This is a genomic window from Salicibibacter halophilus, assembly GCF_006740705.1.
Taxonomy (GTDB): Bacteria; Bacillota; Bacilli; order Bacillales; family Marinococcaceae; genus Salicibibacter; species Salicibibacter halophilus.
This window is the reverse complement of the sequence record NZ_CP035485.1, coordinates 3,209,725-3,223,684: the sequence shown is the minus strand read 5'-3', so window position 1 is coordinate 3,223,684 and position 13,960 is coordinate 3,209,725. Positions and strand designations below refer to the sequence as shown.

At 45.9% G+C, this 13,960-nt stretch carries 16 protein-coding genes; 4 read left to right on the top strand and 12 right to left on the bottom strand.

Annotation, left to right across the window (positions count from 1 at the left end; all coding sequences use genetic code 11):
* Positions 1 to 64: 64 nt before the first annotated feature.
* Entirely contained in the window at positions 65 to 1,291 is a 1,227-nt protein-coding gene (locus EPH95_RS15660; protein ID WP_142090955.1) for a M20 family metallo-hydrolase, read from the bottom strand.
* A 273-nt stretch (positions 1,292 to 1,564) separates the two neighbouring features.
* Complete coding sequence (locus tag EPH95_RS15655) at positions 1,565 to 2,812, bottom strand: IS4 family transposase (RefSeq protein ID WP_142089778.1); 1,248 nt, start codon at positions 2,810 to 2,812, stop codon at positions 1,565 to 1,567.
* Between the two features lie 155 nt (positions 2,813 to 2,967).
* Between EPH95_RS15655 and EPH95_RS15650 the strand changes: the two genes are divergently transcribed.
* Positions 2,968 to 3,279, top strand: a complete 312-nt coding sequence (locus EPH95_RS15650) for an MFS transporter (protein ID WP_142090954.1) — start codon at positions 2,968 to 2,970, stop codon at positions 3,277 to 3,279.
* Positions 3,280 to 3,327: 48 nt separating this feature from the next.
* Here EPH95_RS15650 and EPH95_RS15645 read toward each other — a convergent pair whose 3' ends face one another.
* The 5 genes from EPH95_RS15645 to EPH95_RS15625 form a co-directional block, all read right to left on the bottom strand.
* Positions 3,328 to 3,525 carry a YwbE family protein gene (locus EPH95_RS15645; RefSeq protein ID WP_142090953.1) on the bottom strand — a complete coding sequence of 66 codons (198 nt, stop codon included), beginning with the start codon at positions 3,523 to 3,525 and terminating at the stop codon, positions 3,328 to 3,330.
* Positions 3,522 to 4,469, bottom strand: coding sequence for an EamA family transporter (locus tag EPH95_RS15640; protein WP_227003943.1), 948 nt, complete (start codon positions 4,467 to 4,469; stop codon positions 3,522 to 3,524). Before EPH95_RS15640 ends, EPH95_RS15645 begins: the two co-directional genes overlap by 4 nt.
* 69 nt (positions 4,470 to 4,538) lie before the next feature.
* Entirely contained in the window at positions 4,539 to 4,814 is a 276-nt protein-coding gene (locus EPH95_RS15635; RefSeq protein WP_142090951.1) for an HU family DNA-binding protein, read from the bottom strand.
* A 94-nt stretch (positions 4,815 to 4,908) separates the two neighbouring features.
* A complete protein-coding gene (locus EPH95_RS15630) occupies positions 4,909 to 5,700 on the bottom strand; it encodes an SDR family NAD(P)-dependent oxidoreductase (RefSeq protein WP_142090950.1) in 792 nt (263 codons plus the stop codon).
* Between the two features lie 115 nt (positions 5,701 to 5,815).
* The gene (locus EPH95_RS15625; protein WP_142090949.1) at positions 5,816 to 6,403 is read right to left on the bottom strand and encodes a TetR/AcrR family transcriptional regulator; all 588 of its coding nucleotides are present in this window, start codon (positions 6,401 to 6,403) and stop codon (positions 5,816 to 5,818) included.
* A 114-nt stretch (positions 6,404 to 6,517) separates the two neighbouring features.
* On the opposite strand from EPH95_RS15625, the gene EPH95_RS15620 reads away from it, so the two are divergent.
* Together EPH95_RS15620 and EPH95_RS15615 are read left to right on the top strand one after the other, a co-directional pair.
* A complete protein-coding gene (locus tag EPH95_RS15620) occupies positions 6,518 to 6,859 on the top strand; it encodes a DMT family transporter (protein WP_142091645.1) in 342 nt (113 codons plus the stop codon).
* The gene (locus EPH95_RS15615; protein WP_142090948.1) at positions 6,856 to 7,173 is read left to right on the top strand and encodes a DMT family transporter; all 318 of its coding nucleotides are present in this window, start codon (positions 6,856 to 6,858) and stop codon (positions 7,171 to 7,173) included. The genes EPH95_RS15620 and EPH95_RS15615 overlap by 4 nt, the downstream gene beginning before the upstream one ends.
* 28 nt (positions 7,174 to 7,201) lie before the next feature.
* Here the strand turns inward: EPH95_RS15615 and EPH95_RS15610 are convergent, their stop codons facing one another.
* The 5 genes from EPH95_RS15610 to EPH95_RS15590 form a co-directional block, all read right to left on the bottom strand.
* The gene (locus EPH95_RS15610) at positions 7,202 to 8,686 is read right to left on the bottom strand and encodes a BCCT family transporter (protein WP_142090947.1); all 1,485 of its coding nucleotides are present in this window, start codon (positions 8,684 to 8,686) and stop codon (positions 7,202 to 7,204) included.
* A gap of 135 nt (positions 8,687 to 8,821) precedes the next feature.
* The gene (locus EPH95_RS15605; protein WP_142090946.1) at positions 8,822 to 9,022 is read right to left on the bottom strand and encodes a hypothetical protein; all 201 of its coding nucleotides are present in this window, start codon (positions 9,020 to 9,022) and stop codon (positions 8,822 to 8,824) included.
* A 2-nt stretch (positions 9,023 to 9,024) separates the two neighbouring features.
* Positions 9,025 to 9,234, bottom strand: a complete 210-nt coding sequence (locus tag EPH95_RS15600) for a hypothetical protein (protein WP_142090945.1) — start codon at positions 9,232 to 9,234, stop codon at positions 9,025 to 9,027.
* 106 nt (positions 9,235 to 9,340) lie between these two features.
* Positions 9,341 to 10,996 (bottom strand): glutathione ABC transporter substrate-binding protein, encoded by a 1,656-nt coding sequence (locus EPH95_RS15595; protein ID WP_142090944.1) that lies wholly within the window; start codon positions 10,994 to 10,996, stop codon positions 9,341 to 9,343.
* A 161-nt stretch (positions 10,997 to 11,157) separates the two neighbouring features.
* Positions 11,158 to 12,318 (bottom strand): lactate 2-monooxygenase, encoded by a 1,161-nt coding sequence (locus EPH95_RS15590; protein WP_142090943.1) that lies wholly within the window; start codon positions 12,316 to 12,318, stop codon positions 11,158 to 11,160.
* 172 nt (positions 12,319 to 12,490) lie between these two features.
* On the opposite strand from EPH95_RS15590, the gene EPH95_RS15585 reads away from it, so the two are divergent.
* Entirely contained in the window at positions 12,491 to 13,864 is a 1,374-nt protein-coding gene (locus EPH95_RS15585; protein ID WP_142090942.1) for a dipeptidase, read from the top strand.
* The last annotated feature ends 96 nt before the right edge of the window (positions 13,865 to 13,960 follow it).

Here is a 13,960-nt window from a genome sequence, read left to right as displayed (position 1 = left end):
TGAAAGTAACAGAATAAGTCGCGAAAACACCAGAAGATCTTGCCGATCGTGTCTTTATTAGGGCTTATTCGTTTTCGTCTGCCAACCGCTTTGTTGCCCGCAGCAACACATTCGCCCCTTTTTCGATGTCAGCATCATTCGTGTATTCCTCTTCATGATGACTTTTTCCGTTCACACTAGGCACAAAAATCATACCCGTTTCCGCAATGCTGCTCATGTTTTTCGCATCATGGGAAGCTCCGCTGTAAAATTTTTCCGATTCATATTCAAGCGATGACGTTTCCTTTAAAAGGACGTTTTGAATCCTTTCGGGAAAATGAACGGTCTCCGCTTGATACTTCGTTTCCAACTCAAAATCCACGTTATACATTTTCGACGTATCGGCTATAATTTTGCGAATGGCCATCGGAACCCCTTTCCGCATATGGTCATCGGGATGGCGCATATCAATGGTGAAGGCGGCATCACTTGGAACGACATTCGGGGCACTTGGCGCGACTTGCAACGTGCCGACCGTGATCACCAATTCTTCGACAGACGCTGCATACCTGGATAAAGCGGTAACCATGGCAGACGCTGCAACGAGCGCATCTTTACGTCCGGACATCGGCGTCGTTCCGGCGTGATCCGCCTCCCCTTTGACATGCACAGTCAGCCAGGCCAACCCTTGAATCCCCTGGACGACGCCAATACTTTTTTGTTTTTGTTCAAGCACCGGTCCTTGTTCAATATGTAATTCCACGAATGCATGTGCCTCTCTTAAGCGATGAACTTCTTCGCCTTGGTAACCGGATTCGTATAGTGCCGTTTCAAAACGCGTTCCCTCGGCATCTTTCGTGTCATAGACGGTTGTTTTCGACAAATCGCCAATCACAGCCCCGGAACCGAGCAAAGGAGGTGTAAAACGTGCTCCTTCCTCATTCGTAAAATTAACGATTACGATTGGACGTTCTGTTTTTATATCCTCATCATTCAGCGTGCGAATCACTTCCAATGCCGCGAGCACACCGATGACCCCATCATATTTCCCGCCATAAGGTTGGGTGTCCAAGTGTGATCCGATCACTACCGGCGAAAGGTCGGGATTTGTGCCTTCGCGCCGCCCGTAAATGTTTCCGAAATCATCGACTGTAACCTCAAGACCCGCGGTCTCCAGCCAATGAACGAACGTGCCACGCATTTCTGTGTCCTCATTAGCGAGGGTAAGCCGATGTAAACCGCCGTTTTCAGTCGCGCCCATCGCCGCACTCGTATTTATCGTTTCCATAAGCCGTTGCAAATCGATCCTCATTTTTTTGACTCCCTTTCCTATTGGGATATTCCATTATGGATAGTATCGCAGTTGCACGAAAGGATGTGAAGCCCTTATACTTTTAATTTTGTAGCTATATTCATTAGCGTTGCATAAAATCCACTAAGAAATGTCAAGTGCTCTCTGAATTTATTAACATATTATTACGCATATTCAGATATATACTTCTGGATGTTTTTTGAAAAAAAGCTAAGGGGGTGGTGGCGGTCGTCCACGATCCACATTATCAGAAGATATCATGATTTCTAAAAATTATCCACAGTGAATATCTGCATATAAAGCCTCCGCGCTTTCCATTCCCTCCTTCTCCACAAGCTCGACAAACCGCCGGAATTCCCTTTCAGGGTCGGATCGTTGCCGTCCTTTGCTCGTTCGCGTAGGCTTGCGATGCAGATGTTTCACCAGTTCTTGGAAGGGCTTGAAGCAATTATCCCGTACACAGAGCAACAGATGGAACAGCGATTGTGTACAACCTGTCCGTGCCTGAAGAAGCCGAAGCAAGCAATAAGTGATTAATGCCATCCAAATTTGGTTATACACAGCATTGGGGCTCGTTCCGTAAAACGATTGGATTTGTAAGTGCTGCTTGGCCCATTTGAAAAAGAGTTCAATATGCCAGCGCTTGCGATAAAGCTCGCCTAAGTCCTCGGTCTCATACGCTTTGTCGTTTGTGATGAGTTGAATGAGATTGCCTTCACTGTCATGCGTTTCAATTAAGCGCAGGGGATGCTTCATTTTCTTTTTCCCGCCGCCTAACCGAATACGAGCATGACGGGTAATGGGGCCGTCCGGATTCACCGGAAGTTCTTCGATCACATCGAACACTGCATTGCTTTTGACACGGGTGATGAATCGAATATTGATGTCCGGGTCACAGTACCGATCAAAGGCTTCATAATCATTGTAGCCACGATCAAACAAGTACAGAGCGCCTTCTTCCGTGATCAGCTCATTCATTTCCGTACGATCGGCATGAATGGCCGGCTTGAGAACAGCGTCCTCTGGTGCGGTTCCATCCGGAAGACAAGCCACCTTCATATGAATTTTCAGGCCGCCCTTTCCCTGTTTGGGACGATAGGTCGCCCATCGACAGAGGGAAAGGCAGAGCGGAATGATTGAAGCATCCACAAGATAGATGGGGCTCATCACCTGCAAGCGATCACGAGGATGAATCTCTCGCTTCATTCGGCTCACGACATCGGTAAATAAGGCCTGATTAACATCGGAATCTATGGTACGAGACCGACGCGAAAGCTGCGAAGCACTGATTGAAGAAAGATTCAAGCATTTTTGGAGTTCTTCCTTGTTGTTGAGTTTTAACGCTAACTGCTTGCCGCTCGGAATTTGCTCAATCTGGGCAAAAATCATCAAAGCGACCCATTTTTCAAACGTAAATTTCTTAACGTATCGATCTAAGCCTAAAAATTCCTGCAATATCTTCGTGATATTTAATGGGTGTAAGGCTTCTTTAAATGTGGTTGTTGTGGTATCCTTGTCCATGTGAGCTCCTTATAGTGAGAGATTTGGACGTGGACCACCGTTCCCTCTCATTATAAGGTTTTTTTATGATTTTTTGGTCAGAAATCCCATGAATTTTTTATCGGATTTCGAGTCATTTTGCTTGACAAGTAGTGTTTTGCTTTAATGCAAAGCTAGTGAGCTATATTGTTTATGTTCGCCATGGGGGGGGCGTCGCGCTCATTAACATGCCGATTATGACGACGGGCATTAACGCATTGCCGGATGCCTTGGTCGCCCACGGCATGGCGATTATCAATACAGCCCGTCAATTCGGGGGATCATTAGGTCTCACCTTTACTATTTCATTCATCAGCCGGCAAGCCGCTGAAAGTGGAACTACAGATGCGCTGAACTTTTTGGAAGGCGTGTCTCATGCCTTTTTTGTCGCCTTTTTGTTTGCGGTTGCAGGTATTGTGCTCGCTTTTATGCTAAAAAAGAATCGTTAAAAAGGACAGCTCACCGGTTATCGACACCGCATGCTGCCCTTTTTTCCATCAAGCATTCACTTTTTTGACCCTTCCGACTTGGTCATCCATCAATTTCACTTTAATGCCATGGGGATGCGTCGGGGCATTTGTTAAAATCTCCTTCACGGTTCCCTTGGTTCTTTTTCCCGTTCGTTGGTCTTTTTTTAATACGATTTCGACGTCAGCGCCAGTCTGGATGTTGGCTCGTTGCTGCCCCTCATTCATTGTTGAACGCCTGCCTTCCTTTTTCTTATTTTATGGGAGTTTTGGGTTACAAGTATAGCAGAATACAACACTAACACGATGCCGAGCACTTGCCAGAACAAGAGATAATCCCCCAGGAAAAGAACACCGGTGATGACTGCCACAATCGGTTCAACAGTCGCCAAGATGGATGCCTTGCTTGCCTCGATATGTTTTAACCCCGTCGTATAAAGCAAATAGCCTAGAACCGTCGATACGATTGCAAGTAAAAGTGCGGAAATCCAAACATCCGGATAAACGAACGCATCTAATTTCCCCCACACATCGCTCGTTATCACCATGAAAATTCCGGCGTAAAAAAAAGTATACGTCGTAATTGTGAATGCTGAATACCGATGGCTAACCGCTTTCCCGAAAATACTGTAAAGCGCGTAACAAAAGCCGGATAAAATCCCCATAACGAGCACTTGAAGCGGCACTTGCGCTTCTCCGAACGGCAGCAGTCCGACGACGAAGGCGCAGCCGATAATCGCCAAAAATAAAGCAAACATTTTCCGGGGAGTAAACGGCTCTTTGAAAAAAAGACGGGACAACAACGTGACAAACAACGGTCCTGTATACAACAACGTAACTGCAAGTGACAAGGACGATTGCGCAAACACTTCAAAATAAAAGTAATTAAAAAAAGCCATGCTCAAAATCCCGGCCCCGGCGAAGAACAAGTGATCACGAAAATATGTACGCAATTGCGGCCGAAAAAAAAGAAGCATCAATAAAAAAAGAAAAACAAAGGAAAGGACTGCACGAATCGCAACTACATCCCAAGCCGTAAACCCGCGCGCATACAGAGGGGCAACAAAAATACCGATCAGTCCCCACGCGGCAGCTCCCGACAGTGCACAAAGGTATGCCTTTGCCTTGGACATCTTTTCTCCCTCGATTCTTAGAAATACGAACATCTTCATTTACTGTAACATATTTTCCATCATTAAAAAGAAATCGGCCGCTTCTTTTGAAGCGGCCAAAACTCTTCCCTATACATTCACGGCTTCTTTTAATCGTTTGCCCGGTTTAAACGCGGGTGCGTGGCTTGCGGCGACTTGAATTTCTTCGCCCGTCCGCGGGTTGCGTACTTTTCTCGCCTCGCGCTTTCTCGTTTCAAACTGTCCAAAGCCAATCAGTTGAACACGTTCACCCGTTTGCAAATTTTCCGTGATGGCATCAAACGTGGCGTTTACCGCGATTTCCGCCTGTTTTTTTGTAAGGTCGCTTTTATCGGCAACGACTTTTACCAAATCTGATTTGTTCATGGTAAATCCTCCCAACGTTTAGGTTAATCATAGTTTGGGAGATCTAGCAGATATTTATACGTGTTTTAACGAATTTTTTCCTATTATGCGAGGACTATTCGGTATTAGACCGCGACATATTTCTTCTCATCATGGCTGCCGTAATTCTTAACATGGATCTTCGGGAGAAAATTCTAGGTGATAATGAAATAAGATAATTGAGCTTCCCGTCTACGACATAATTTTTTCCTTTGTTCAGTGCCTTATAGCTGGTATGGACCACTTGCCGGGTCGTTCGCATCCCGCCTGCTTTAATCGTATCGGGGGCTGAATCAAAAAAATCGGTTTGAGTGGTACCGGGGCAAACGGCCAAGATTCGTATCCCTTTTTTCCTATACTCTTTATGTAAACTTTCGGAAAAAGATAACACGAAGGATTTCGTCGCTGCATAAACACTCATATAGGGGATAGGCAAAAAGGAAGATGTTGACGCGATATTGATGATTGCTCCCGAGCCCTTCCTTTCCATATCCGGAAGAAACTTTTGGGTCATGTTCACGACCGCATTCACATTGAGCATGACTTGTTTATGGGTATCCGTTTCGGAACTGCCCAAAAAGGTACCTGTTGTACCAAAACCAGCGTTATTGATCAACATATCGACGGGAAGGTTTTTTTCCGTTACTTTTTCATATATATCCATGGCAGACCATTCTTCGCTCAAATCTTGGACGATTACGGTAGCATCTACGTTATAGCGTTTTTGAAGATCTGCCGCTAACTGGTCTAACTTGTTTTTTGAACGGGAGACCAGGATCACATTATACCTTTTTTCCGCGAGATAATAGGCATACTCCCTGCCGATCCCATTTGACGCTCCCGTGATTAGCACTGTCTTTACCTGCAAAAGGAAACACCATCCAAATTATGTTTTGTTAAGTCTACAATGGGTTTCATGTGTTTTCAAGTTATGATGGAACAGTTATCTAAATCCGCTAATTAGCGGAACACCACCTTCTTTTTCATCCAGCAGATATTCCACGCCAAAAAACCTGCCATGCTCCTTCAAAACGCTCGCGAAACTCTTTTTCCTCATAAACAATGCTTTCTGTAAATAAACCGTCCATTAAACAATAAAAAGATGCTTTGAACACGGAGAAATGCAAGTCAGTGATAGCCCCTTCATGTTTCGCTTTGTCATATATGATTTCTAAAAGGTAATCAATCGTTTGATCCCCATTTTGAACCAACGCTTGTAAATCCTCTTTAAGATCTAATGGCGGAAATAGCAATAAGCGCCTATAAATCATGCCTTCGTGCTCCTGAATAATAAAGGATGTGCTCTCCGCTAAGACTAGGTATAACCGTTTGCCAACATCTTCATCTTTGTGCTTTTCCCAACTGCCTCCCATGACGTCCAGCATTTCATGCAAGACTTTTTCGGCGACTGTTAAAAAAAGTTCAGCTTTTCCGGAAAAATGATTGTACAGGGACGGTTTTTGAATCCCGACCAAATCTGAAATTTGGGAAAGCGTTGTGCCTTCATATCCACGGGTGGCAAATGAAGCAAGTGCCGCCTGGATAATTTTCTCCCTCGTATTCGCTGCCATGTCTTCCTCCCCCTTTACAGCTCATCAATTGTCAAATTCGGACGTCCGTGTTAAACTAACTACCGTTAGTTTGCAGAGATATCATACCAAAAATAGAGGTGTTTGCAAATGAATATGAACGGACAGTGGCTTCTCGTTGTCATTGCCGCTATATTTGAAGTAGGCTGGGCGACCGGATTGAAATATGCGAATGATTTTACCACGTGGACGCTGACGGTTATAGCTATTATTGTTAGTTTCGGGTTGCTGATAAAATCAGCGATGGCGCTGCCTACCAGCACCGTGTACGCCGTATTTGTCGGTTTGGGAACGGTCGGTACGGTTCTTGTCGATATCATCTTTTTCAGCGCGCCTATCAATATTTGGATGCTCTTTTTTGTCGCGCTGCTCCTCGTTGGGGTGATCGGATTAAAAATGGTCACCGGTGAAAAAGAACCGAGGAGGACACCCTCATGAGCTGGATTGCACTGATTATTGCAGGGCTCTTTGAAGTCGTCGGCGTGACCGGCATCCAAATGATTACAAAAGGGCAAAAATACGTGGGTTTTGCCGTTCTTATTGGCGGATTCCTCATCAGTTTCACTTTGCTTTCCATCGCGATGGACGTTATCCCGTTAGGCGTCGCTTACGCAGTATGGACGGGAATCGGTACCGTCGGGAGCGCCCTCGTTGGTATGATTTTTTACAATGAATCTAAAGGCCGTCTGCGTTTAGTTTTCATCGGACTCGTTATTATTGCCATTGTTGGCTTGCGTCTCGTTTCGAATTAATGAACCGTCCAAATTATTTCCCGGGAAATCACTTGTTCCGGGCTTTTTTTCCTTCTTTCGTCATAACGGCAATTAGGCCTAAAGTCATCAATAACATGACGATGGAAAAAGGCAATGCAGCGATAATTAACGCGTTTTCCAATGCTTGCAATCCACCGGAATACAGCAATACGAGAGCGGTGACGGATAGCAATACCCCCCAAATCAACTTTAATCGTTGAGGCGGTTTATCTGATCCATTGGTGGTGAACATCCCCAGAACAAGCGTCGCTGAATCTGCCGAAGTAACAAAAAAGATCACGAGCATCACCATGGCCAGTATCGACAACAGCATCCCGAAGTCTCCGCTCATAAACATGCCAAATAACACAAGTTCCTCTGATAATGATGCCAAATCCACACCGCTTTGCTCCACATTGATGGCCGAGCCGCCAAAAACGGTAAACCATATAAAAACAATAAGCGATGGCACGAGCAGAACTGCAAATACGAATTCACGCACACTCCGCCCTCGGGACACTCGCGCGATAAATGTTCCCACAAAAGGAGCCCAAGCAATCCACCACGCCCAGTAAAAGAGTGTCCAACTATTGATCCACTCCCTTATTTCCTCATCAAACGGCGCAATACGAAAGCTCATTCGCGGCAACGTTTGAATATAATTCCCAAGCGTATCGGTAAAAAGGTTTAAATTGAAAATTGTCGGACCAATGACCAACATGAGAATAAACAGCACTGCCGTGATAAGCATGTTCACATTGCTTAAGATACGAATGCCCTTCGCCACCCCCGACCATGCCGAAATCATAAAAAGGACGGTAATAATGAGGACGATGATCACTTGGTTAAAAAAAGTTGCAGACAACCCAAATAAGTAGGAGAGGCCGCCGTTTAATTGCGCCGCCCCAAAACCAAGAGAGGTTGCGACACCGATCACCGTTGCGATAACCGCAATAATATCAATTACCTTGCCGACAATCCCATTCACCTTCCCCCGAAAGATTGGCTGTACCGTCGAACTGAGTAAAGCAGGCTGGTCATTACGGAAATGATAAAAGGCTAGTGCCAAAGCAAGAATGCTATATACACCCCACCCGTGCAATCCCCAATGGAAGAAGGTAAACGTTAATGCATTAGTCGCTGCTTCCGGAGTGCCAATCTCCCCCGTGGGTGAATGCATGGCGTAATGGCTTAAAGGTTCGTAAGCGCCAAAAAAAACAAGACCGATCCCCAACCCTGCGCTAAATAACATTGTAATCCAGGAAAGCCTTCCAAATTCAGGTTCCTCCTCCGGCTTTCCCAACTTTAGCTTCCCAGCCGGGCTGATAAGGAAATACAAACTGATAAGTAAAAATAGAGTAACGAGCAAAAGGTAATACCAACCGAATGTTTCACTAATAAGGAGCTGCAAGCTCCCGGTAAAACGCTCCAATTGATCAGGAAGTAAAAACCCAATCCCCACCAAAATTAAAATAATAACAATCGAACTGATTAACACGCTGTATTTTTTCATAAAGTATCCGGGATCCTTTCGGTCAAATTAAACGTTACGCTTACCCTTAACTTGACCCAATCCCGGCTTTGATATGAATACAGCTATCGTTTATCAGCCGAAAACGCCTTGATATCAACCAAAATCCGCATTATTTCAGCCATTCAAAAAATCAGAAGGTGTAACAGCCAGCATATAAGCGGCATCATAATAAAGGTCTTCTTCCTCTATATAAACCATGACATTGATCGTATGGATACCCTCCCCTAAGTTTAAAGGCACTTCTGTGCTGAATTCCTCGTTTTCAACCGGGGTCGTCAATTGGGATTCTTCCCCCTCTTTTTCGACTTGGATCATGACTAGATGATCATCACTGGCCCCAAAGAACCACCCTCATCAACCGGAACAAAATATTCAAACGACTCACTGCCCACTGCGGTATCATCTTCTTGATCGGTATCAAGAATCAACCAAAGATAATCATCGATGCTCCCTTCAAACATAAAGGATCTCACTGTCGCAAAAGAATCTTCGAAAGGCGTTTCGACCGTCAAGCCGATATCAGGCAAAAGAGAAAGGCCCCCGCGATGAGCCGCTTGCCTCTTTTCACGAAAATCACCCCTCCATAAAAAAGCGGAAGCCTCAGAAAGGCTCCCGACTCAGTTGAATATACGATTAGTATCCATCGCCTTCCACATCATCGTCGACGAGTTCAACTTCACGTAAATCAAAAATAGCGTCCGACTTGTGGATGATTCCTTCAACACTATCGGAAATCCCCGCGCGGAAATCATCGTGGATCAACGGAAGCATCGTCGCGTCATCTATGATGGTTTGCTGTGCTTCTGTATAAATCTCAATTCGCTCCTCGTCGTCACTTGCTTGACGACCATCAATCAAGAGATCATCAACCTCTTCATTATCATAAAATGTTCGATTTCCCGGAGCACCGTGGTTGTCGGAATGAAACAGTGGATACATTGCATAGTCTGCGTCACCGGTAACGGTCGTCCAGCCGAGCATGACCATATCAAATTCGCCCTCGGCGGTTGTATCAAGCAAAGCACCCCATTCTTGTTGCTCAATGGAAATATCCACACCGATGTCTTGCAAATCATCCTGAATAATTTCAGCAATTTGCAAATTCACCTGATCGACATCTTCAACGAGAAGCGTCGCTTCAAATCCATCTTCGTAACCCGCGTCTTCCAACAAGGACTGTGCCTCATCAGGATCGTATTCTATCGGTTCCAAATCGTCACTGTAACCAAAAACGAGTGGGTTTAAAGCGCCAATCGCTTCTTCTCCATATCCTTCAAAGATCCCTTCAATGATCGTGTCTTTATCCACTGCCATGTTAAGGGCGCGACGAACATCCCGATCGTCAAAAGGTTCCGATTCATTATTCATGCCAATGTAGTCCATCCGTACACTTTCCACGGATGAAGCGTTTACGCCATCCATATTTTCCAATTGGTCCATTTGTGTAGGTTCAATGTCATCCGCAATATGGGCTTCGTTATTATCCAGCATACTGGTTCGGGTTAATTGCTCATCCACGACTTGAAATGTGGCTGAATCAAGGGAGACAGCTCCTCCGTGATATTCATCGTACCGTGTAAGCACGACTTCATTGCCCTGGTCCCAATTTTCCAATTCAAACGGGCCTGTACCTACTGGTTCGGTATCAAGGTTACGCTCCCCGTCCTCCTCTTCTTCAATGGCTGCCGCGCTCATCATTCCACCGCCATCATGGGCAAGGTGAGCATCCAATGGCGCAAAAGGATAGTCAGTCGTAATATGCACGGTATTATCATCGACCGCTTCCACATCTTCAATCATCTCATACAAAAACGCTTTTTCAGAAGCAAAATCAGGGTCTGTGACACGTTCAAGCGTAGCTACAACGTCTTCCGCATCAAACGGTTCCCCGTCATGAAAGGTGACGTCTTCTTTTAAATTGAACTCCCATGTATCATCTTCAATTTGCTCGTAACCTTCCGCCAACTCCGGCTGTATGTCCATATTTTCATCAAAATCCACGAGTTTATCGTAAATTTGATAACGCACATGTGTCGAGGATGTGTCGTTGGACCCGTGAGGATCAAGATCGACAGCATCCGATCCCATCGCTAAAATCAAGTCCCCGCCTTCTCCAGCCTCTGCTTCATCTTCATCACCGTCTTCTTCCGCATCTTCGCCGTTTTCCGCCGCGTCGCCCTCGCCGTTGTCTTCATCAGCATCTTGCGGATCGTCTGTACAAGCCGCAAGTACGCCGCTCAATGAAAGAACGAGCACACCACCTACAAGTTTACGCTTAAATTTTTTCAAAATATTGACCTCCCCGTCTGATTTTAATGACAATTTGACCTTTCTCTATTTCTCCTTTATTGTATCCGTTTATTCGTAGATTCTCAAGACAAATTTTTCGATTTTATTAATTTTCTAATTGAAAGTAGATCTATTTGTTCCAAGACAAAAGCTATGCGCCTTTATTCCGTAAGCATGGAGGCATCGATATCAGTAACGGCATTTTTGCCCGAAAGTGCCATCGTCATGTCCATATCCGCGATCATGTTTTGCAGGACTTCTTTCACGCCTTTTTCTCCTGCCACGGCTAAGCCATACATCGGCGGCCTGCCTACCAATACTGCCTTAGCGCCAAGAGCAAGGGCTTTCACCACATCGGCACCCCTTCGTATTCCGCTATCCATGAAAATAGGTATTTGGTTGCCAACTGCATCAGATATATCGGGGAGTGCTTCAATAGCGCTCACCGCACCGTCAACTTGCCGACCGCCATGATTTGAAACAATGACACCGTCGACACCGTAATCTGCGGCTTGTTTTGCATCATCGGAATGGAGAATCCCTTTTAACAAGATTGGCAAATGTGTATGTTCCCGTAAAAATCCAAGATCCTCCCACGTTAAGCCGGGATTGCCAAACGTTTGCGCCCAGTGCATGATGGCCGCCGTCGGATCTTCTTCGGGGGAGGTGGAAAGCTTGGAACGAAAAGCAGGATCGGTGAAATAATTACCGATGCCTTCCCCGATCAAAAACGGCAAATAGACATTTTTTAAGTCCCTTTCCCGCCATGCCAGCATTGGCGTGTCCAACGTCACGACAATGGCGGAATAGCCCGATGCCTCTGCCCGTTGCAGAAAACTAGCCGTCACATCCGGATCTTTGCTCCAATACAATTGGAACCACCGTTCCGCGTCTCCCATAACTTCCGCGATCTCTTCCATTGATTTTGTCGATGCAGAACTTGCTATATAAGGAACACCCAGTTTTGCGCTCGCTTTCGCGGAGGCGAGTTCCCCTTCCGGATGAATGATCGATTGAACCCCTATGGGCGCCAGCAAAAAAGGAAAAGGAGCGGTTTTCCCGAATAAATTAACTGTTAAATCACGATCTTGCACATCCCGAAGCATTCTCGGCGTGATTTTCCAACGATCAAAAACTTGTAGATTTTCCTTCATTGTGCTCTCTCCACCTGCACCCCCGGCTATGTAGTAAAACGGCCCATCGTCCAATATCTCGCGTGCCCGTGCTTCCCATTCCTCATAAATCACGGGAAGTCTGTTCGGATTAGGGTTTTGCATCGTGGCATAGATTTGGTATTGAATTTGGTTTCCGAAGTTGGACATATTAAATGTCTCCTTTCTATGTAAACGCTTGCATAAAATTATAGTTTAATGGGGATGGATAGACAAGATCGATCTGTTGCTCCCTGGGTCTTTATTTCAGCAATGGCTTCCGAACCCTTCAAACTTCCGTTACAATAGATATGAATAGGAAGTTCGATGAGGAGGATTCGACATGCAAGATGTAAAAACAGCCTTACAATCAGCAAGAGACCGACATCTGAATGAGCTAAAAGATTTACTGGCGATCCCGAGCGTCAGCGCATTGCCGGAACATAAAAAAGATGTGGAGGAAGCGGCCGCGTGGATAGCAAACGCGTTAAAAAAAATCGGCATGGAAAACGTAGACATCATGCCGACGGAAGGACATCCGGTCGTTTACGGCGATTGGCTGCACGCAGCAGGGAAACCGACCGTGCTCATTTATGGGCATTATGACGTACAGCCAGTGGATCCGCTTGAATTATGGGAAACACCCCCTTTTGAAGCAGATATCCGTGACGAAAAAATCTATGCTCGAGGGGCAACGGATGATAAAGGGCAAGTATTCATGCACCTCAAAGCTGTGGAAACGTTAATGGAAACGTATGGGGAATTACCAGTGAACGTAAAATTTTGCATTGAAGGCGAAGAAGAAATCGGCAGCCCGCATCTTGATGATTTCGTTGACAAACATCAACAAATGCTGTCCGCCGATGTCCTCGTCATTTCCGATAACCCGATGCTTGAAAAGGGGCAACCAACGGTTTGCTACGGACTGCGTGGTCTTGCCGGGCTGCAAATCGATGTGAGCGGTGCGAAAGGCGATCTGCACTCGGGACTTTACGGCGGCGGCGTTCCAAATCCGTTACATGCACTCGCCGACTTACTTGCATCCATGCATGATAACAAGGGGCGTATCAGTGTTGACGGCTTTTATGATGACGTTATCGCGTTGACAGCTGAGGAAAAAGAAGCCTATGACGCGCTTAAATATGATGAAGAAGCCACCCGCGCCGAACTGGATGTACCGGCACTTTACGGAGAAGAGGGATACACATTCTTGGAACGGACGTGGGTGCGGCCAACGCTTGAGATTAACGGCATGCACGGCGGTTTTCAAGGTGAGGGCATCAAGACTGTCCTGCCATCGAAAGCAAGCGCGAAGATCAGCTGCCGACTCGTTCCAGGACAAGATCCCGATCACATTTTGCAACTCCTCGAAAAACATATTGAACAGCATGCATCTCGCGCTGTCACTGTTGAAACGACCCATTTTGACAAGGGGAAGCCTTTCGTAACCCCTTTCGATCATCCCGCGATTCAAGCCGCAGGTGCCGCACTTTCAAAAGCGTATGGCGCGGAAACTGCCTACACGCGGATGGGGGGATCCCTCCCGATCGCGGAAACGTTCAGCGACATGCTTGACATCCCGATCGTTTTAATGGGATTCGGGCTTCCCACGGAGAATTTCCATGCGCCGAATGAGCATTTCCACCTTGAAAACTTCGACAAAGGATTGGAAGCCATTTGTGATTATTATAATACATTGGCTGAAACACTCGAATAAAAAGAACGATCCTTGCCATCGCGCAGGGATCGTTCTTTTGCTTGCATTTTTTGGGTTATACGGTAAACCATGGCAATTTCTATATCCGTCTCCATG